At 48.3% G+C, this 22275-nt stretch carries 16 protein-coding genes; 10 read left to right on the top strand and 6 right to left on the bottom strand.

Annotation, left to right across the window (positions count from 1 at the left end; translation table 11 throughout):
• Positions 1–8 precede the first annotated feature (8 nt).
• From FJD32_RS24200 to FJD32_RS24225, 6 genes are all read right to left on the bottom strand, one after another.
• Entirely contained in the window at positions 9–899 is an 891-nt protein-coding gene (locus FJD32_RS24200) for a hypothetical protein (protein WP_140906546.1), read from the bottom strand.
• Positions 900–1010: 111 nt separating this feature from the next.
• A complete protein-coding gene (locus FJD32_RS24205; protein ID WP_240200045.1) occupies positions 1011–7484 on the bottom strand; it encodes a conjugal transfer protein TraG N-terminal domain-containing protein in 6474 nt (2157 codons plus the stop codon).
• A 3-nt stretch (positions 7485–7487) separates the two neighbouring features.
• Positions 7488–8882, bottom strand: coding sequence for a conjugal transfer protein TraH (locus FJD32_RS24210; protein ID WP_140906548.1), 1395 nt, complete (start codon positions 8880–8882; stop codon positions 7488–7490).
• The gene (gene traF / locus FJD32_RS24215; RefSeq protein WP_140906549.1) at positions 8879–9874 is read right to left on the bottom strand and encodes a conjugal transfer protein TraF; all 996 of its coding nucleotides are present in this window, start codon (positions 9872–9874) and stop codon (positions 8879–8881) included. The genes FJD32_RS24210 and traF overlap by 4 nt, the downstream gene beginning before the upstream one ends.
• Before the next feature lie 98 nt (positions 9875–9972).
• Positions 9973–10260, bottom strand: a complete 288-nt coding sequence (locus FJD32_RS24220; protein WP_140906550.1) for a hypothetical protein — start codon at positions 10258–10260, stop codon at positions 9973–9975.
• Between the two features lie 8 nt (positions 10261–10268).
• Entirely contained in the window at positions 10269–11336 is a 1068-nt protein-coding gene (locus FJD32_RS24225; RefSeq protein ID WP_140906551.1) for a hypothetical protein, read from the bottom strand.
• 643 nt (positions 11337–11979) lie between these two features.
• Here FJD32_RS24225 and mobI point away from each other — a divergent pair.
• The 10 genes from mobI to FJD32_RS24275 form a co-directional block, all read left to right on the top strand.
• Positions 11980–12471 carry a conjugative transfer protein MobI(A/C) gene (gene mobI / locus FJD32_RS24230; RefSeq protein WP_240200046.1) on the top strand — a complete coding sequence of 164 codons (492 nt, stop codon included), beginning with the start codon at positions 11980–11982 and terminating at the stop codon, positions 12469–12471.
• A 9-nt stretch (positions 12472–12480) separates the two neighbouring features.
• On the top strand, positions 12481–13200 hold the full coding sequence (locus FJD32_RS24235) for a hypothetical protein (protein ID WP_140906552.1): 720 nt from the start codon (positions 12481–12483) through the stop codon (positions 13198–13200).
• Positions 13200–16052: a MobH family relaxase gene (mobH, locus tag FJD32_RS24240; protein WP_140906553.1), complete on the top strand. Its 2853-nt coding sequence runs from the start codon at positions 13200–13202 to the stop codon at positions 16050–16052. Before FJD32_RS24235 ends, mobH begins: the two co-directional genes overlap by 1 nt.
• Entirely contained in the window at positions 16045–17919 is a 1875-nt protein-coding gene (traD, locus tag FJD32_RS24245) for a conjugative transfer system coupling protein TraD (RefSeq protein ID WP_140906554.1), read from the top strand. Before mobH ends, traD begins: the two co-directional genes overlap by 8 nt.
• Positions 17920–17931: 12 nt before the next feature.
• Positions 17932–18567, top strand: coding sequence for a DUF4400 domain-containing protein (locus tag FJD32_RS24250; protein WP_140906555.1), 636 nt, complete (start codon positions 17932–17934; stop codon positions 18565–18567).
• Between the two features lie 113 nt (positions 18568–18680).
• Positions 18681–19079, top strand: coding sequence for a hypothetical protein (locus tag FJD32_RS24255; RefSeq protein WP_205403074.1), 399 nt, complete (start codon positions 18681–18683; stop codon positions 19077–19079).
• A gap of 71 nt (positions 19080–19150) precedes the next feature.
• On the top strand, positions 19151–19435 hold the full coding sequence (locus FJD32_RS24260) for a hypothetical protein (protein ID WP_140906556.1): 285 nt from the start codon (positions 19151–19153) through the stop codon (positions 19433–19435).
• 9 nt (positions 19436–19444) lie between these two features.
• Complete coding sequence (locus FJD32_RS24265; RefSeq protein WP_140906557.1) at positions 19445–20101, top strand: TraE/TraK family type IV conjugative transfer system protein; 657 nt, start codon at positions 19445–19447, stop codon at positions 20099–20101.
• Between the two features lie 5 nt (positions 20102–20106).
• Positions 20107–21366, top strand: coding sequence for a type-F conjugative transfer system secretin TraK (locus tag FJD32_RS24270; RefSeq protein ID WP_240200047.1), 1260 nt, complete (start codon positions 20107–20109; stop codon positions 21364–21366).
• A 1-nt stretch (position 21367) separates the two neighbouring features.
• A partial coding sequence (locus tag FJD32_RS24275; protein WP_205403075.1) for a conjugal transfer protein TraB occupies positions 21368–22275 on the top strand: 908 nt, incomplete at its 3' end.

A 22275-nucleotide genomic window follows, 5' to 3' on the forward strand; every position in this document is an offset into this window, starting at 1 on the left:
TTCCTTCCCTACTTCGACGGCAACGCTTGAATCGTAGCGTTCATACCGATGGGTACTTGCGTATTTTTCAAATTGTTGACTGATACGACCTTTTTACCGACTGAGATAAATGCTCCATCCATCTTTTTAATCATCTGTTGGTCAGGATATTTAATCTGCTGCTGAGGCTTATGTGACAGAACGGCTTCAAAGACCATATCAGGCCTTGAGCTAACATCATCTACCGTGCCTAAAGTGGGTCCCTTTACCCCACGGCGCCCGTAAGCGTCAGCGAGCATTACTTTGTAGCGCATAACCCAATATTCCAAAAAGGTTTCAGTAGACACAAACTGATAGTCGGATGGCATCGTGTTCTCATGATTGCCGGTGATCACAAACAAACTATTAGGAGTGCCATAAATTCTATCTTCTTTTTCTTTCAAATAGCGTCCATCAATCGGCGTCCAGTGGCGCCGATTCTGCGAAGATAGATGCACATCCGTTTCCAACTGTTTTAATAACACGGACTCGTCGTAAGGACGAATGCTAACGGTTATATCTGCTTTAATCTCAATACCTGCAGACAACACGTTATAGCTAAATTCAACAAGATTTACAGAATACATATAGGAACTTGCAGTAACGACCTCATGTAATATCGATTCGTCATTAGATGATGACCGGATCAATACGCCCTGTTGTGCTGTAGGGTTCAATTTGGAATAAATTGCTTTTCTCGCCGCTAGGTCAATTAGTTCTGCCTTGAAATTGTTGAGTGACATTTTGCGGCCCACTGGTTTACCACTTAAATAACTCACACCCCATAAATCGGTTGCTGACTCTGTAACAGTCAATTCTTCAGCATTGACAATACTGGCAGAGCTAAAACAAGCTGCCACTAATAGGCTAATTATCTTCAAAATTTTTCCCTTACCATTACATTTCCATCCATGCTACACCACTAATCAAATCCAGCAAATTTCCCAAAAAAAAACGGCGGTAGAAACCGCCGAATTTCAAACCAAAATCTATCAACGCTCCATCGTTGGCACGTTGCTCTTGGAAGTGTCCATAGATGGGCCACCGCTGCTATTGGAACCTGCGACAGAGTGACCGCTGGCCGCACCACCACCCACTAAATCAACACTGTTATAACTCACGTTTGAGGGTTGGACGTTGTTCCCGAATCCACCCATTACAGAGAAATTGAATCCAGCTTGATTACCATCGAATGCGTAAGGATTGTTCTCTACAACGGTACTTCCCGATTGCGTAGAATTTTCGGCCGGAGTTTCGACATAGCGAACCTCTGGCTCACTTCTTTCAGGACTAGCTGTGTTTACCGCATCACCCTGAGTCGTGGCTGCTGGCACTGCGCCATGTTGGCTCACAGTGTCACCCTGAGCCATGGTTGCTGGGGCTGCGCCATGTTGGCTCACCGTGTCACCCTGAGCCATGGTTGCTGGCGCTGCGCCATGTTGGCTCACCGTGTCACCCTGAGCCATGGTTGCTGGGGCTGCGCCATGTTGGCTCACCGTGTCACCCTGAGCCATGGTTGCTGGCGCTGCGCCATGTTGGCTCACCGTGTCACCTTGAACCGTGGCCGCTGGGGCTGCGCCTTGCTGGCTCACAGTGTCACCTTGAGCCATGGTTGCTGGTGCTGCGCCATGTAGGCTCACCGTGTCACCTTGAGCCATGGTTGCTGGGGCTGCGCCATTTGGGCTCACCGTGTCACCTTGAGCCATGGTTGCTGGGGCTGCGCCATTTGGGCTCACCGTGTCACCTTGAGCCATGGTTGCTGGGGCTGCGCCATTTGGGCTCACCGTGTCACCTTGAGCCATGGTTGCTGGGGCTGCGCCATTTGGGCTCACCGTGTCACCCTGAGTCGTGGCTGCTGGCACTGCGCCATGTTGGCTCACAGTGTCACCCTGAGCCATGGTTGCTGGGGCTGCGCCATGTTGGCTCACCGTGTCACCCTGAGCCATGGTTGCTGGGGCTGCGCCATTTGGGCTCACCGTGTCACCCAGAACCGTGGTTGCTGGTGCTGCGCCATGTTGGCTCACCGTGTCACCTTGAGCCATGGTTGCTGGGGCGGCGCCATTTGGGCTCACCGTGTCACCTTGAGCCGTGGTTGCTGGTGCTGCGCCATTTGGGCTCACCGTGTCACCTTGAGCCATGGTTGCTGGGGCTGCGCCATTTGGGCTCACCGTGTCACCTTGAGCCATGGTTGCTGGGGCTGCGCCATTTGGGCTCACCGTGTCACCCTGAGTCGTGGCTGCTGGCACTGCGCCATGTTGGCTCACAGTGTCACCCTGAGTCGTGGCTGCTGGCACTGCGCCATGTTGGCTCACAGTGTCACCCTGAGCCATGGTTGCTGGGGCTGCGCCATGTTGGCTCACCGTGTCACCCTGAGCCATGGTTGCTGGGGCTGCGCCATTTGGGCTCACCGTGTCACCCTGAACCGTGGTTGCTGGTGCTGCGCCATGTTGGCTCACCGTGTCACCTTGAGCCATGGTTGCTGGGGCGGCGCCATTTGGGCTCACCGTGTCACCTTGAGCCGTGGTTGCTGGTGCTGCGCCATTTGGGCTCACCGTGTCACCTTGAGCCGTGGTTGCTGGTGCTGCGCCATGTTGGCTCACCGTGTCACCTTGAGCCATGGTTGCTGGTGCTGCGCCATTTGGGCTCACCGTGTCACCTTGAGCCATGGTTGCTGGGGCTGCGCCATTTGGGCTCACCGTGTCACCTTGAGCCATGGTTGCTGGGGCTGCGCCATTTGGGCTCACCGTGTCACCTTGAGCCATGGTTGCTGGGGCTGCGCCATTTGGGCTCACCGTGTCACCCTGAGTCGTGGCTGCTGGCACTGCGCCATGTTGGCTCACAGTGTCACCCTGAGCCATGGTTGCTGGGGCTGCGCCATGTTGGCTCACCGTGTCACCCTGAGCCATGGTTGCTGGGGCTGCGCCATTTGGGCTCACCGTGTCACCCTGAACCGTGGTTGCTGGTGCTGCGCCATGTTGGCTCACCGTGTCACCTTGAGCCATGGTTGCTGGGGCGGCGCCATTTGGGCTCACCGTGTCACCTTGAGCCGTGGTTGCTGGTGCTGCGCCATTTGGGCTCACCGTGTCACCTTGAGCCGTGGTTGCTGGTGCTGCGCCATGTTGGCTCACCGTGTCACCTTGAGCCATGGTTGCTGGTGCTGCGCCATTTGGGCTCACCGTGTCACCTTGAGCCGAAGCCACTGGGCTTGATGGGAATTGTGTCTCACCTATGGGCAATTTTTCACTTGATGGCGATGAATTGCTTGCAGTTAATTCCATGCCACGCTCTACATTCGACCTTACCGAATCCGGAAGAGATCCTAAAATTGCGGCTTTATCTTCTGGCGACATCTTATTGGCAATGGACTCAAGTTGCATGTTCGCACCTTGACCGTTAAATAGGGTGTTCTCCATCCTAGATTGAGTTGAGCCTTCTCCAACTCCTATCCGGTTGAAACCATCCATCGCTCGAATCCTTTCGCTTGAGCTTAGACCACTCATGGCCGGGCTATTTTTAGTTGCATCGTCATAAGCTGTTGCATGAGCATAACCAGTGCTATTCCTTGCATGTGCGTCAGAGTTGATTGATGCTGCTAATTTCTGATTAAAATCCTGCAATCCTTGTAGGGTTTCGGCCAACCTTTGTTTTACAGGTTCAGATAATCCATCTTGTCCCATTGCCTGTGTCACGATACCTTGAGCACGATCCGTGACTAGCCTCATACCTATCACTTCTTCCGAAGACGGGTTGTTTTCCTTGTAGTACCGACTAAATTCCGCGTTTGGCAGTGGATTAGCACTTGTCCCTTCCGCTGCAATAGTCGAGGCCAGAGCCACGGCCTGTTGAGTTTGAGGATCCTTGCTAGAACCTAAAGATGAAATAACTTGCGCTGCAGCATTACCCGCACTTGAAGGTCTATCCGAAATTACTTTAGCAGAATAGGCATCATTCAAACCACTAAAGGCATGTTGAGCATTCTGGAAGTAAGGTTTCTCACTCGGGCTTAATTGATCGCTGTTGATGGCCTTACCTAATAAACCATCAACAGTGTTGGCCATTGCGGAGATAACTGGGGCGACTTGAGCGGCATGATCGCCACTGAAATAATTAGATTTTGCATCTGTAAAATCATTCAGCATCCGACCTAACTCTGCGGGTGAGTTACTGGCGTTTTTCATCACTTCAGCAACTCTGTCTATAACCTGTGGTGATACTGCCCCATAAGTCCCTGACTTCAATTCTTGCGCTACAGTGTCGATGATTCGGTTTACCCCTGCAGGCCCACTCACAGCCTCACTTTGCTGCATTTTTTTCCAGAGGTCATCAATGTTCTTGTCTAACTTATCAAGTTTGTGCTGCTGATCAGGCGTCCATTTAGCTGGTGATTGTAACTGTAGGGCATTATAATCAGGTTTATAGTCCTTCGCTCTTTGAGCCGCCTCTTGTTCCAATTTGGCGCCCTCAGAGCTGATACGTTGACCCGCTGCATTAATGCCATTCTGTGTATCAGATTTGAAGGCCTGTTGCTCAGGAGTTAACGCTGGCTTATCGTAGTCTTTAATCTGCGCCTGGCCAACAGCAGTAAATTGAGCGCCAACAATTCTAGCGGTCTCATTACCATTGGCAGTTCCATTTAACGCAGCATATTCAATAGCGGCACCTGTAGCAAGGTTGCGAACCGCGTCAGCCTTAATCGGTTCTGATTGAGTTCGAGCCATCGTATCTGACAACTTGGCTACGGCACGGTCAGCGATCGAACCAATATCTTGAATGGGGATAGGTCTACCATCAGCTGACATCATCGTCTGCGAATCATTCACAATGCTCTGTAACGCCAGCTTGTCTCGTGCCACGTCATATAATGACTGATTAGCGGCATAGTCCTGTTTCATCGCATTAAACATGGCTTCTTCTGCTGTACCAGCCCCAGCCCCAGCGGCTTTAGCATCTAAAGCACTCATTGTTCTTTTGAAATCGAGCGTATCCACGCCGTTAGTAGCAGCATCCCAATCGTTTCCATATTTGCCACGCATTGCGCCATCAGCTGCATTCTGTGCAATCTTGCCCAAGTTGCTCGCCGTTGACATCAAATCACGATTGCTAGAAGAAATAATCTCACCAAACTTGATGTTTGCACTGCTACCAGCGGAACCAGATGAAGTTACTCCATCTCGCAATTCTCGAGATCTCGACTGAGCTTCTTGTAATTGATGTGCGGTACTTTGCTGCCTTGCAACTGCTTCATCTTTTGCTTTAGCATTTTGATAATTTACAGAAGACGTATCAGTTTTAGTTGTGCTATAGGCCTTGCGGTTTGACTCGGAATTTTGTTCTTGGTAAGCCTTAGCTACGCTCTCTTTCTCTGAGGCTGTTAAACTGCTAGTACTGCTCGCCCCCTCAGACTGAAGCTGAGCCTTAATAGAGGATTGAGTTTGTGACCATGTGGCATCAGCGTGTGCATTAACACCAAGCGTGCTTAGCAACGTCGATACTGGATTAATGCCTTTAGGGCTTTGTGTTTTTGAACTTCCGCTATGACCAAGCTCTATTCCAAATCCGGCACTTTTGGCAAACTGATTGGCTTCAGTTTCAGTCATGCTCGCCAAGGTGTTTAAAATTTTCTGCCTGACTTCACTTCCACCTATTTCGCTTCCTCTTCCAACTTGATTAATTACGGCGAAGCCAAGAGTTTGTTCATACCCTATCCCGGCTTGAGCGCCGTTTTGGAAGACATTTCCGGTTCCTACCGAATTGATTAACCTTTCATTGGTAGTACCAACCGCTTGCCTTGCCTCTGTATCCGATTGTGTAATACTGCTAACGTCAGATGTTGCTTTACTAAGGGCAGTTGCCCCTGCAGCTAGAGCGTTATAGGTTGAACCACCCGTACTAAGCCCAGTCATATTTCCGGCACCCTGACGGCTTTCCATCCACTCACCATTCGATGTCATTGTCTGACTATAACCACCTGACGAAACGGTTTTACCATCGCTATTGACCGTCTGTGGTGATACGCCCTTGGCATCCATGTTGGCGCCCATTTGGGCTTTTTGTGTTGCCCCCATCATAGTATGCACACCGCCGAAGACAATCATCATAGCCAGCGCTGGCACCATCGTTTGAATGATTGCCGCTTGAGATACAAAAGTCTCAAGTGTGGTGTAGGCGCTATCCATTCCCCCCAGAGAATCGATACTCCAATTTCGCATACTAGGCGCAATCATGCAGTTCTGAATCGAGCTCGAATCATTTCCTGGAAGTGAACACATCAGCTTACTGAAATAGTGGTTGGTATACATGTTGACGCCAACTTGGATAAGCGGCCAAAAGTTCACAGCGAGTAGAAAAGAATAGAGCTTTCCGGCCATCATGTTCCCTTTAGAGCCGAAGGTCAGAAATACCGGAAGTAGCGGAGCAACGAGGAAAATAAAACACTCGAACCAAGTAATAAGAGCGGGGGCTGTCTCAAGGAAAAATGAAGATTGTGCGGCTTGGCTCAAGTGTCTTTGCTGAATCGCATCAAACTCCTGCTGAAACGCCAAGCGCTCGGATGGATCTAATTCGACATAGCTAGCCCCTACTTTGGCCATCATTGTTTTGACAAAGTTAGCACGGTATAAATTTATGAGGTTAGTAGTATCTCCAGTTAAAGACTCGAAGACTTTCTCAACTTGAGACTCTTCTGCCATATTGTAAAGTACGGCGGCTCGCCCCTTCATTTCTTCGGCCCAAGGACTACTGTCAGAGAGATCATTTCCTAACTTGGCATAAGCATCGGTACAGGTAATTTTTGTGAAGGACTTGGTGTTAACATCGTAGTAAGGCGTAAACCAGCTTCCCGAGGTTACCTTGAATTTAGTCCAGTCAAACGCCCCTGTGACACTCTCGTCGTGATGTACCTCCTGTACCGCCTGCCCCGTCGGGTTTTTACCGTTTCGAATGTCTTCGAAATAACAGTTTTTAATGTACGCTCCCAAATTTTCACCGACAGAACGATAACTCGCATCTGCCTCAGAAGTGCCGACAAATCGGGCTTTAAGTAACGCTTTGAGAGGGTCTATGTTAGTGCCGGGCTCGGTGTCAAAATCAGGTGTTATGCTGGAATATGCTTCTGACATCCCTTGAGCAAAACCACCACCAATCATGGTAGCTAATGCAGCTGGCGCCACAATCCCAAACGGCAAAGTAAATGACTGAGACACTTCACCAGTTCTGACTGACTCAACGTAAAAATCCACCTTCGGGGTGAACAAAAACATGTAAGTGAACAAGGCGATGAAAAACTCCTTTACATGGAATTTATCAGGGTCAAACATTTGCTTGAAAGCAGACACTAGCAGGGTTATACCCAATCCAATTGCAATAAGATTGCTATTTGCAATGCCGCCATCACTGAATGCCAATTCCGCCGATTGCGCCATCTTTATCAATAAATCGAGGTCACCGAGAGAGTAGATAGTTAACATGAATTACTTACCTCTCAAACTTGCACGAAAGTTGATCTGATTTGATAGCTCCTGCTCCATTTCACGTCTTCTGTTGGCCATTTCTTCCCTTTCAAGGCTCAGTGCGTCGATTTTCTCTAACAACTTTGAAGAAAACGCGCCGCGCTGACCTTTATCAGTCGAAGCCATTTTGCTCGCGGCAATTCGTAGACCGTCGAGCAACTGCTGGGTTGCATCTATGGCCATCGCTTCGGAGATAAACTTACAATTACCTGTATTGATGACATTGACTGTTGAGGCTCGTTTAATAATGTCTTCAAATTCACTTCGCATATTGGCCATGATTTGTGCTTGAGATTCACTATAATTTCCTTTCTGAGCATAGATGGCCATGATGCTCGAACCGACTAAGTTAGAATCGACTAAGCCACAAATTGCATCACCATAAAATCGATAAAACGAATCCAAATAGCGTGAATCACTAATTGGTACAGTAGCGACCTTAGCCGATAGACACTTGCTATCGGCAGATTGGGGCTGCTCACAAACCACCATTTGTTTAGGTGCAGCCATTGATGTAGTCGCTTGAGGCTGATACAAGTCTTTCAATGAAACTTGTGGGCTAAATGACTGACTGACCGCATCACTTCCTGCAGAAGCCGATGCAGTTAATGTGCTGTCGAATTTATAAATTTCAGTCCCTAAAATAGTCATTAACATTTGAGCGACGACATGGCGGTCTGAGGATAGGGTTGGGACGGTAGTTTCAGACTGCATGAAGGTTTCATACACTGAGTTGAACTGCATCTCGTCGCCAGCCTGAGTCAACTGTGCGGCTTTCGAGTGGGAGTCTATTGAACTGCGCTCAACCGTCGATGAAGCGAATGAATCAAACCAAGCACCCGCCGAATCATTGTAGGCTTTCCACATTTTACGGTCACTTTGTACCTGAAGTGATGGCCACTGTTGCTCGGCCAGATCAGCCCATTCCTCGCAATCTTTGCTGATAAAATCATTTAACGCATTGAGGCGTTTCGCTAGGTCTGCGAGAATTGCATTACAGTCCGGGCATAACATTCCCATTGCTAATTGGAATGCGTACATCGGGGCGGCGGCGGCGATAGATCTTGCCATCTGAACAAGCTCTTCACGTTTTATAATGGACAGTGAGCCGCCGAAGAAGTCGATCCCCTTGCAGGATGATTGAAGGTAAGGAGCCCTAACCGCCACAATCTTTTCGTTAGTGGTTTTAATCCGTACCGACGCACTCCCCAGAGAAAATCCGTCACGTTTCGCGCCTGAATATGAAGTTGCACCGGAGCTGGCAGACAACATCTGATCCCATAAATTGTTTAACCCGCTAGCAGCTGTCGCTGATAACGGGCAACAAAGTAAAGCAACTATAACTTTCTTTTTCATTCTTGTTCACCCTCGCTATCAGGTTTTCCGAGCATAAAATTCCGCATCTTGTTAATGAGGTAGTCTGGGTCTTCATACACTTTTTGCGTGTCAACCTTGGCTTCTGCATCGGTCATATAAAGAGCTCGTACCTGCTTCACATTATTAAGTTCTGCTTGGCTAATAATTTTCTCGCGGCTAGCGAGTTCGATGATCCTTTCACTGAGAGAATCCATGCCGATTAGCCCAGAACTTAACAGGAAGTAATCACCCGTGTTGTTGGTTAGATACAGTGTTGGTGTCGCCAAGACGTCGAAGCGCTGCGCCATGTCGGAAGTCGCCACTCGATAATCACCTAATGCTAAAAAGTCATCATTTGGAACGGTGCCGCCATCGAGAGAAACAGGCATGATCGACCATCCATATTCCTTTGCCAGACGGATTAGGTAGGGAGTTTGCTTTGCGCAATACGGACACTGAGAGCCGTAGAAATAAATAAGGGTGGCTTTCTTGCCGATGGCTTCAATTAACTTCCATTGGTTTTCAGACTGAGCGCCTTTGAAAGTTTGCAGCGTCACGTCGTTTTCAGGACGGCGTAACCCTTCATCGAGGTAAGGGTCAAACATTTGCTCGGAAATATAAGTAGCGGCAAACTGGTTGGCGCGATCTATTGCGGCACGCTGAATGTAAAGGTAGCGTTTAACGTCTTCTGGTTTTCCAGTGTTAAGCGCCAACTCCTTTGCCTTGGGCAAGTTTTCTTGGAACCACTTAACGCTCATGGCCTCTACTGAATTTTTACTCGTTTCAGTCTCAGTTGGGGCAGAAGATAGCGTTGGCGCAATAGGTTTTTCCTCTTCCTTTTCTTCGGGCTCAGGAATGTACTCGTGCCAATACCAGCCCTTTTCGCGTTGTTTATAGAAGTTACCACCATCATTGCTATTTGCAGGATCTTCTGCCACAACTGGCAGAGCCAGAGCCGCAAAAATCAAAGCCATCAATTTATTTACTTTCATAACACCAACACACTTTTTATATCTCATAGGCTAAATATATCACGCCTCACTGGATGAAAAAAAGCCGCCTTAATTGCAGGCGGCTGATTTATTGTTTTTCACGTTTCTCGGGCGACAAAAAAATCATCACTAATATCAAAGTCATCTTCCATTGAACTTTGAGGTTCTGCCTCTGCTTCTACTTTCTCCCTTTCACTTTCGACTTCTACCTTCGGCGCCAACACAGTGCCTAGATTAAATCCCTGCTGTCTCACCATTAATCCAAATTCCATCAGGGTCATCATCTCGCGGGTCAGTGCCTTTGGCCCAAACTGAACTAAATGAGCGAAAATTAACGGGTGAGTATCATCGGCAATTCGAATGTGTCTCTCGATTGTTTTGGGCATCCCTCACCTCAGACTGCTTTTAGCTTTTGATAATCGCCTCGTGCTATGGCTCCACGAATGAATTGCTCGCCTGCGGTTTGCAAGCCACGGGCAACAGCTGTCAGAGAATCATCGACTACTTCGATTTTGTGGAAAGGGAATGCGCGCTGAATCGAAGGCAGGTATACCGCTGCGGCACCACCGGAGACAATAATCAGGTCAATGTCCTGACCATCACCCACTTTATTGACGACACTTGTTAATGCTTCGTCAGTAACAGACCGAATCGCGCTAGTTACATCAAACAGATCGCACTTAGGGAATTTCATCGCTTTACCGTACAGCTTAAGCTCACCACTGATAAAGGCTTGGTCGATAAGCTCGGGGTTAATCTGTTTGATGTTGAAACCTTCGAGTTGCGAGCGCAGCGCGACTTCGACTGCACCAATCACTTTGGACATCCCAGTTTCAGAATCACCAGAACGATTTGGACTGACCTTCAATCCTTTCGACGTAATGAAGTCGGTGGTCATATAACCTGGGTCAATGGATAACATGGTTTTATCTTTGCACTGGGCAAAGCGTTCGTTTCCGCCTTGGCGCAAAAATGACATCAACGCACCAAGCGGTTGTTCAAAAACCAAGACCTGACGAATGGTGACCTTGCGACTTGGGGTGATTTGGTGAGTGCCGGTATAAATCTTGGCGAGTTCATCTTTCCTGAACATGACACTCACTGGCAGACCAAGCACTAACACATCTATATCGATGTGATTTGATTTGCCTAAAAATGACAGGGCGCCAAACAATAACGCTTTATAGCGGTCACTCGTGATAAACGATTCGGTGTTGAGAACGCGAACATTTCGCGAACCGACCGAGGTCCCTACGTCTGAACCAACCTCATAGGTGATTCCATCGACTTCCACGGTTGTTACATCGCGTTCCTCGCCTGCTAACCCCAGATTAATATCCGATTTAATCGGAATAGGCAGGGAAGGGAACGTCTTCACTGAGTAATTGCCTAGCGATTCCTTGTGTACACAAGTCGTTGTGCCATAGCCAACATCGACTGTGATGATGACGGGATTATTCATATACCAACTCCACACCAAATGACCCCCAATATGGGGTTTTAAGAGACTACCAAAACCATTCCAGCTTGCTTTGGATGATTATTCGCACCATTCCAATACCAATCTGGGATCAATATAATACACAGTTTATTTAGCTCGTGTATTATTTATTTTGTGTGTATATTATGCGCATTGTTAACCACAACATGTCGCTAGTTAATTAATCAAAACATGAAATGGCTAACGAACTGAAGTTCAACTAAATCTGGCTTAGTAGCGAAATTCCTACTCTGGATTCTTCTAAATTAAGCAGTTTTAACGGCTTCCAAAATCAGTAAATCAACGCTCTGAATGCACAAATTGGCTCACGAACTGGGGAAAAACCGGAAATGGCCAACTGGATCGCAGACGTGAGAAAAGATTTATCAGGCGGCTTGCCCATGAATCGGTGTGTATATCACGCGAAAAGCATGAGTTGGCCAACGAACTGAAAATCATCAAAGGATGGCTAACAGTGGAGGCACCTGGGATTTATCCCAAAACTCACCTCGCAGAATGACGAATAGTGAGCGACACGAGTTCGCCAACGAACTGAGTTTCCGCATGAGTTGTCCCCGTAGGCCGAAAACGGATTACTGAAGACGAACAAACAGTAGGTAAATGAATGAATGACTACTCAGGTACTTCGGGTAGCTCTGAGAACGGGAAGCCCGTACCCGCATTAGGGTTCCAGTTGGTGAATGCCGTCAGCAGCCTGGAGGGGTTGATTGAAGCTGCTCAGTTTCAGGCAAAGGTCATTGTCGATGAATACTGGCTGAAATGGAGATCTTCAAACCGTCAGTTGCGCAGTGATGACGGAGGGAAGTTTAGTGGCGGAGAGATGGCCCCCAGGGTCGTTGTAAAAAACGAAAAGGTGTATTTGGTCTGGACGAGGTATCGACCAGGACGAGTTGGAAATATCAGCAAGTCGTGGGGCGATGACGTTAAACCGACCCAGCGCGGATACACCTTAGACCAGTTAACCCGCAAATCCCCAGAGTGGGAGGCGCGAATGATTGAAGACACAGAGAATCGATTGGCTCCGCTGAGAGAAACCCTTGAGTGTCTACATGAAGCAAAAATCAAACTACGTCGCATAGAGCGAAAACAATCCTAGGAGGATTATATGAGTCAGACCAACGAGAACCCACAAGTTGCATCAAAGCGTACTCAGAAACCATCTGCAGTGCGTCAAGTTCAGTCGCGTAAATTCATTCTGAAGGAAATGGATTTCAAGAGCAGTGCCATCCAGCAGCTGTTTAGCAATGATGCTCGTCAGCAGAATATCAAATACAGCATCGCCCGTATCGCTGGTCTATTTGTGTTGACGTCAAACAACAAAGAAATCCGTGACCGCTTAGATGCGTGGTTTGCAGCTGAGCAAGAAGAAGTTGTTCGTCGCAGCACCCTTCTCAACACAATCCACAACAATGAGCAGTCTACCTCGCTTGGCAACAATGCCGATTTTGACGTGGTGACACCTGAATCGTTCAGCGTGAAATTCCAAATCGAGCACCCAATCTACTGGCGTGTAATCGACGTAATTTCCCAGATTGATGAATCTATCGCAGCTATTGAAAACCTCTGGTTAGCTGGCGTGATTTCTGAGTCAGTAAGCAACAATAGTCGCGGTATTGCGATGAACACGATGACTCGTTTCTTTGGCCGCATGAGAACTGTAGCTACAGATTCAGCTGACCGTAAGGGCGGAATTTATTCGTTAGACGCTTACAACAAAATCATGCAAACCATCACCCGCAACAATCCAGATGACCGGCCAGCCAATGACGACCCAGGCGCTGAAGAAATTGAGCAGGAATCCGGCAAGCTGGTAGTGAACGCATAATGAAGAAAATAGCCAAGCTAGTTAGTTTGGCTGTTCGATCCTTCTTACTGGATGGCAAAACCCCAGATAAGAATGCGGTACGGATGGCTGTTGGTGGGGTTGAGACTAAAGTGGTCAGCGAAGAGTTGGTAGAGACGTTCTACCCTCCCGTAGCTGACGGTGTAGCTGTCGTGAATCAAGCGAGAATCATTAAATCCAATAATGACCTAATCGATATGTCGATTCGTGAACTGGGTTTGACTGACATTCATCGTGACACGTTCAATCCTGCCAACCTATCTGAATACAATCAAATCTATAACGCACAGACATTGGTTAGGGATGTGGTAGCGAATTTCCTTTCTTACGCTCACCTACTCCCAGCCTCAGAAAACCATCATCACGCAGCTGTTGGTGGTTTAGCGCGTCACAGTCTTGAGGTGGCTCTATTCTCCCTGCGTCACATGGCGTCGGTTGATATTAGAGAGACCAAATTTACCGACGAATTGCACGGTAAGAAAATCCGTTGGCAATATGCGGCGTGGGTAATCGGGTTAGTGCATGACATCGGTAAAGCGCTGCATGACATGACCGTGCAGGCCGATGATTCAGTCTGGAACCCACAACTCGAAAATATCTATGATTGGTCAGGGCGCAACCAAGTATCCCGTTATCAAGTGACGTGGAACTATGCAGACCGTCACGGCAAGCACATTGGGCTTGCATCATCCATGCTCAACACTGTACTGACCAAGGCAGCGAAGCAGTATCTATTTGGCACTCAAGATGACCTTCAGGTCGCCATCTATGAAACCTTGTCCGGCAGTATCGAAGTTAATAACTCACTTAGAGACAGTCTTAAAAAAGGCGAAGCTCGTTCGGTCCACAAAGACATGATGTGGCAATGGGACAGATTAACCGGTGCTCGCAAGATGCCACTGGAAGCGGCGTTTATTAAGCGCTTACAAATGATGCGTCGCGGCTGGAAGGTTAACGAAGAGAAAGCCGACATTTGGTGCCTGGGCGCCGAAGATGTGTACGTGTCTTACCCAGCAAGTTTCAACAAAGTGATGTCATCGCTCAAGGAAGATGGCTTTAACGTCCCAATGCAAGTCGGAAAAATGCTTGAGATGCTGGTAGAGCGTCAGTTATTTGAGCCGCTGTTTGAGGATTACACCAGTGGCCACTTGCACCCTGTTACGAATCCAGAGTGGACGGCAGGGCCAATCAAAGTTGTTAAGCCAAAATGGGCAGGCATCGTTTATGGCGAAGAGATTCCGCAACGCGGCATTCATGGGAAAATCTCATTAACCCGTGACGATTCACTGTTAATCCATTACGCCGATACAGGGCTAATCACCCTGACAGATACCCGTGAGCCAGACCCGCAAACTCCGGCTAACAACACGGCTGCACCAACCCAACCAGCTCCTGCGTCAACCCCTGCTCCTGCGGTAACACCGGCACAGCAGAATGGGTCGCAAACAAATCAAAGTAAGGCTCAGACAAAGAAACCGAAGAAGCAAGCAGCTCCGGCGAACACCAACACTCCGGCACCAGCACCAACGCCGAGTAAGCCTGCGCCAAAGAAACCGCAAGCTGAATCTAAGGAAGAGCCAGAGCAATCCAATACCAGCGCTCCAGCACCAGACACCAAGGGTATCGTGTTTAAGAACATGAATGACACTCCGGTAGTTAGTGAATCAGTGGAAGCGGCAGTAGAGATAAATGAGCCAGTAGCCCAAGAAATGCCAGCAGAAGTATCGAAGGACAAGACCTGTATTGATCTGATAATCGAATACCTGCTAACGGCTAACAACACACTACATCGAGCAAAGCTGGATGGTGACGTGCTGACATTGAATACCAGCCTATTCGAAGAAATTGACCAGCAAATGAGAGGGCTTGGTTTTGACGAGGGTGCCGTGCTGAAGGATTTGATGGATAACAAGTTACTTATTCCAGACCCTAAAGCGCCGCGTAAAGTTATTCATGTCGTTAACAAACAAAAGTTCTACCAGCTGAAGCTAGCCGACGTTCTTGCCAAGCCAGTGGGTGACATGCTGACTGAGCTTCAAGCTAAGGCCGATGAACGCAAAGCCAAAAAGCAAAAGAATAAAGCCCTAACCACCGAGGTCATTACAGAGCCGAATAACCTGCCCAAGCAGGAGTCTTCTATCAATGATGTGATTGATGGCCCGATGACAGAAGTCCCGGAGCAAGAATTATCTCCGTTAATGCCTAACGAAGTATCACCAGAATCAAGCGGTCAGTTTGATTTAGCCCCGTCGTTCATTGATGACGCGGTAGATAGCCTAATGGCAGAAGTCCCAGAGCAAGATTTATCTTCGTTAATGACTGACGAACTTCCACCGTTGTCCGAGTACACGGGGGAGATGTCTTTGGCCACGCCGGAGAATGAGCTGCCATGGTTTACGCCGGAAGATCTATCGATGTTAACGACTGACATGGAACCTACCGTCCCCGTCGCTGAAGCGGCTATTGAAACTGCCGTTGAGCCCGCCACCACGTCTGCGAGCTTTACCCCTCCTGCCGAGCAGGTATCGACACTTTCACAGCTAAAAGTCGCCACGGGTAACAAGTCTCCGAAGGAAAAGAGCAAGTACCCGCCTGAGTTGCAAGTGTTCATTGGTTGGGCGATGGCTCGCGCAGGCAAGTCCGGTATAGACCTCCGCCCTGGGGTGATCCGAATCCAAAGTTTCGCGTTAACCACTTACGAGCAAGAAGTAGGGTTAGCAAAAAAAGAGGCGACTAGCCTCAAGCGCACAGCAGGCGACAACGCCTCAATTGCGACAGACAGTAACCAAGTTGCATGGATGGTATTTGAGACAGTGGGAATAGAGCATGAGTAAAAGCATCGAGACTAACGGCTTATTCATGGAGAACATGTATAGGCCGATTTATGAAATCCAATCCAGTTATGCTTGGGCTGGAGCCTCCTTGTTCACGGCAGGCTCGTGGGTATACCACGGGGTAAGTGGACACGATGTATCGATGGTCGCAGTTTCGGTTATTGCGGCCACAGCGGGTATGTCGGTTAAGCGCTTAAAAGAAGCCTTACCGCAAATACGTCGCCAGATTAAGTTGGTATATAACTATCAATACCTCATTGAATCTAGCGCTTTGTGGGATCTGAGCAAAACCCAGAGGGATAAGGCCTTCTTTGGTCGCGGCTTTGAGTGGACGATCACCGAAGCAAACCGAGCTTATCAGCTGGTGGGTAAACGCCCAGAACACGCTAAGGGTTTCTTGCCTTGGGCAGTGCGTAGAGCCCTGAAGAAAGTCGAAGCAGATACCGAGAAATTAGAAGGTCGGCCGTGGATTCAGGGGTGTGGTGACGAGCAGGATTTGTGGCTGGATGCTTCGCTATTCTGGTCTCATAGTTTCTACACCGGATTACCTGGTGCCGGGAAAACAACGATGTTAACGCTTAACAGTGTTGGCGCCCTTTACCGTGGTAACTCTGTATTAGTGTTAGACCCTAAGAACGATCCAAACTGGAAGAACAGATTACGCGCAGAAGCGAAGCGTTTAGGCGTCCCGTTTTATTACTTCAACATTGCTGAGCCAAGTCAATCAGTGCGAATTGACCCACTGGTGAACTTCACAGTGACAACAGAGATTGCATCGCGCTTAGCGAACGTCTTAGAAAAAGGCTCAGGAAGCTCTGAGGGTTTTCGCTCCTATGCCTGGGACTCATTCTACGTCACGGCTGAAGCATTACGTTTTATCGGTAAGCGACCATCAATCAAGATGGTCGCTGATTACATGCTAAACCGCAAAAGCGAATTGGCCCTAGCAGCCTTAAGCAAGATTATGACTATGCATTACGGGCCAGATTGGTACGCGAACATGGCGACCCAAATTGCCGAGGAAGGCCGCGGCAATTTGCTACAGGGTTTAATCATGCGCTACCAACAGGTGTTAATCCCTGACGACAAAGGTGAAGACGCGGTATCGAGTTTTATTGGCTTCTTAACGCACGACCAATCTCACCAAAGCAAGATGTTAGCGACCACCAAGCCGATGTTAACCCAGTTAACCGCTGCGCCGCTGGACAAGATGTTAAGCCCTGACCCGAATGATACGGATGACGAGCGTCCTATTATCGACATCAAGAAATTCATTGATACGGGCGGCGTGTTGTACATCGCCACCGATTCATCGGGTAACCCTGCAATTTCAGCAGCTGTATCGAAACTCATTATGGAAGATACCTGCGCGGCAGCTGCGTCACGTTACAACTACGAAGGCGGTAAAGGGGTACGTGTGTCGGTGTTTGGTGACGAAATCCACTCTGCACTCTCCGACGGCCTAATTAACTTAGCCGCGATGGGTCGTGGTGCAGGCTTTGAATTGCACCTATCTACTCAGGGTGTTCCCGATTTGATTGATAAAGCCGGTGATGCAGTAGCGAGCCGTGTTTTGTCGTTAACCGCTAACTGGTTCTGTCTGCGAGCTCGAGATGATATCACCAGGGAGCGATTTGCGGCGCTACTCCCGGAGTATCCAATTAAGTCAAAGCAATGGCAGTTAAGCTCTAACACCGATTCTACCAGTAAGCTCCACAATTACTCGGGCTCGGTGGGTGAGCGGATTATGGAAGCTGACAAGCCAGCGTACCCTCTTTCATTGATGTCGGAATTACCTAAGTTGCAGTACGTCGCACGTCTGGCCAACGGTAAGACCTATCAATGTCGTATTCCGATTTTACTGTAGTGAGTGTTGATTATGGACGGCGTAGTTGAGAGTAAGACCCTGCACGGCAGGTTAATTTTGGCGGTTGGAGCGTTAATCAGTATTTACGTACTGATTTTCATGCAGCCCCAAGAGCATAACGAAATGTTACGGAAGGAAATCTCAAATATAGAAAAGGCCATTAGCACGGAGGCAACTATGGTTGTGGTGTTTAGGGCGAAAGGCTGGTACGAGGCGACGATGGTGAAATCAGGTTTAGCCGCGTTCATTGACCAGTATCATCAGGACACTGGTTTAAAAGGGGATCTACTATGGCGTACCCCTCTTACACGGATTTCTCAAAACATCAAGACCATTTGGTATCAGTGCTTACTGAGACTATCCTTGCTGATTTTCTGGTTTTGGATGGCCATTGGGTTGATTGCCGCATCAGCTGTGGACGGATTAATGCAACGTAAAATTAAGCAACATGAATTTACCGCACCATCAACTGGCTATTTCAGACTGGCTCTTTGGTCAGGAATATTGGTGATAATTCTGTTAGAGCTTTACTGCGTTACGCCTGCATTTTTCTCCAATGAGCTGTTCCCGCTTTTCCCGCTTTTTGCAGCGGTGATTATCGGCTGGTTACTCAAAACTACGTTGGCTAACAGCGCGAAGAACATGTAATCACCTCTCCGTGTGCTATCTTTGATATAGATAGCGCTCACAATATAAATAACGTGTTGACAGTAACACGCAAACAGTTAAAATTTGACCGTCACATTTAACGGAGATCCACAATGAACCAAAGCGCTAAAACCGAAAAGAAAGGACTAATCCAGCAGTTTAAAGAAGCCCCTGTTGCCGTAAGAGCGTTTTTCGCCCTTATCGTTGTCGCGGTAGCTTGCTCATTGCTGTTCGCTGGAGAAGCAAGTGCGGTATCAGCGTCTGGCGCGACCCTACACACTTTCTTCGACCAAATGTGGGACGAGGTAAAGGGTTTAATGACGGGCGCGCCTGCTAAAGCAATCATGGGTTTGTCAATTTTAGGTACTATCGCATTCTCAATGATTAAACCAAACCTAATTGGTTTCTTAGCTTCTGTTGTCGTAATTCTGGTACTGGCTAACGCGCCTACAACTATCGACGGCAGCTTAACTGTAACCGTAGAAGCGCTGAAAGCTGGCCTAGTTCACTAATAGCGACAATTTTTGCTGTATCAAGGAAGGGTGCAATCTTATATGCACCCTTTTTTTTCAAGGGGTGAGACATGAGTGAAGCGAGATTTCCTAAGCGTTGTAACGGCGCTATCAAAGTTGGAACTATCCATTGGGACTCAATCAAGCTGGCGGTGATTGTGATGGTTTTTAGTCTTGCATCAGGTCACATCAACTTAGGCATTATCGCGGCAATTAGCAGCATGGCCGTAGTAGAAACACTGTTTAAAAAGTTTGGACGTGGCGTATTAAAGCATCTGTTATGGGTAAACGGTTTGTGGATTTCCAAAGGGCCGGAAACCCTCATGTCACCAGCCATTCGTCGATTAATTAAGTAAGAGGTCAACATGCTTTGGAAATCGAAGATTAAAGAGAGTTACGACAATCTCAATATCTCTAACAAAAACATAGGTCGTTCTAATCTGGCACTAAGCATTAGCGTGGTGCTTTTGCTGTTCATGGTGATGACCAAGCAGACCGAAGTCATTGTCATGCCAAACGACTTTAAAGAGCCGATTGTCATGAACGGCAATAGCGTGACTCAAGAATTCAAAATCCAATGGGGCCTGATGATTGCAACCATCATCGGCAATATCACCCCCAAGAATGCTAAGTTCGTTATCGACAGGGTGACCAAGATGATCCCGTTAGAACTTAACCCAGATGAAGCGGAAGCGACGATGGCCGCAGCTATCGAAGAAATGGCGCTCAGGGGTGTTAGTCAGAAGTTCGTCCCGTCTGACGCGATTTATTCATCTGTCACAGATTACGTATGGGTTGTGGGTGAACAAACCACAACCTCATTAAAAACAGGCGCAGCTGATACTACTGCGTACACCTTTGAATTAAAAATCGGGATCCGAAACGGCAATCCCATGATTCTGGATATTCAACAATATCCAGCTGCTGTTAACCCTGCTCAACGTGAGCGTGAAATTCTCCAAGGCAAAAACGCAACAACTGCCTTGGATAAAGACAGTGTGATTAAAATCGAGTCACGGTGAGACCTATGAATAAAAGACCCCTTTCAACTGCAATCCTTCTGACATTAATGATCACTCCTGCTTTTGCTGCTGACGATGACATTTATTCGTTACCGACTGAATCAGTGAATCCGCAACGAGTACCTGTTTTGGGTACTGATTTCAATCAAGCAGAAGAAAAGCTACAGGCTGAATTAAACAGCCCTTATGCGAATCAACCTCTGGCCATCGATACGAACAAAGAAATTGGTACCCAAACTGCGTTAACGGTTTCGCCCAATGAACAAGTGCTCAATCAACATCCAGAGACCCAGCCGCCAGCACAGCAACCAATGCAACAGACAGAGCATCAACAAGTCCCCAATTACGGCGGCGCGAGCCCTGTTAATCCGACGGCGATCTCCCCTGCCAATGCCGGAGAAGTCATTAGCCGTCGTGATGACTCAATGGACTACTTACGCAAGCAGTACAAAAGCCATCAAGTGATTGCATTGAAAGCCGGTGGCACAACGACATTGCCAATTTCGCTGTCAACCACGAACCGAATCGCGACCTCGTTCAAAAACGCTAAAATAACCACGTCAGTACCGAGTGATGCAGCGCTGGTTTACGGTGAGCAAGGATTTGTGTACGTCACACCTGGCGTTAACGCTGGCGCGATTGACTTAATAGTTGAAGAAGATGGCGCACCTGAGACCGCAGTATCACTCTACTTGGTGCCATTAAACGTCCCACCAGTGCTCGTGGAGTTAACCGTTAGCTATAACGCGAGTCAACGTAATGCAGCTTTGCAAGCCGTGTCTATCTACAGCGAGAACGAAGCTAAGGAGCTGGAATCGGCAAAACAAGCAGAGCGTGAGCGTATTGCTAATAACCAGCCCGTCGCTGACAGCCATGTTGACGATGTAATGACGTTACTGGAAGTTGTGGCCAAAGCCGAAGTTCCGGCAGGTTACGAACTACTTGAAGGTGACACCATTCCGGCGGAAGTGCGTTACCCGTGCGATATTCGCCAAATGCTCCCACTTTACCATGAAGTGAAACAACGCTTAATTGGATCCAAATTGGTCGTTGACATCATGGAGGTCAGAAACGATGTCAATGGCTTACGTTCATTCCGCGACGAGTCCTGCATGGGGCCAGGTCGTGAAGATGTGATGGCCGTTGGTGTGTTAGATAAAGCGACATTAGGCCCAAGGGAAAGCACCGAAGTGTACATTCTGCGTGACCGCAGCTACTTCGAACGCCAAATGAAAGTTCCACGTCGTAGCCGTGTAGGAGGTTAACATGCAAGCGTTACAGGATTTAAAAAGCAAGTGGCTTGCGCTTCCATCGAACCAGCGCACTATCGCATTAATCGTGTTAATGGCATTGCCTGCCTATTTCTTGGCGGATGCTATTTTCCCTTCGGCTCCAGACACCCCAGCCAGCTCAGCCCCCGTCAGGGCGAAGCCTACGTTTATGAGCACCATGGGCAGTGAGCGCTTGGAGTCCACTCAGACTTCCGGCCAACTCATAGCGATGCGAAAGAAAATTCAAGAGCGTGAAAAAGCGATTGATGCACAGTACACCGAGCAAAAAGCTAGTGAAAAGCGAATTCAGCAACAGGTCGATACCCTGCAAATGTCTCAGCTTGAATCACAAAAGCGCCTCGAGACCATCGCGCATCAAATGCAAATGCTGGTTGAACAACAAAGCAAAAATGCCGCAACAGCACGAGACAGTGTGAGCGCGAAAGGAGCTCGACCAGAAAATATCGCCCAGCAAGCACCTTCATTGCCAAGTACCGAGTTTAACCTAGACCCAATGGCAGGCCTTAAGTCGAATGTCGCCATGACCCCGCCAGTGTCAAAGCCTTTAACCATGAACCGTGGTGACGTGAGTTTAGGTAAGGCCGCTGCGACAGGTGCTGAAGCAAATGTTGGTAATGCGTCAACAGCCAAAACCCAAGTCGCAGCCAAAGCAAAACAAGCGATTTCTCAAGAGAACACAGGTTCTAGCAAGAAAACTGAAAAAGAGCCTGAGACATGGTTGTCAGCTGGCACAGTGATACCAACCGTCTTGCTTACGGGTCAACATGTACCTACCAGCTCATCGGCGCAATCAAACCCTGCTCCAGTTTTATTAAAAATCGTAGACGTTGGGGTGATGCCTAACGGTTTCACTATCGATCTAGTGGGTTGTACCGTGATTGG

This window comes from Shewanella sp. LC6 (assembly GCF_006385735.2).
Taxonomy (GTDB): Bacteria; Pseudomonadota; Gammaproteobacteria; order Enterobacterales; family Shewanellaceae; genus Shewanella; species Shewanella xiamenensis.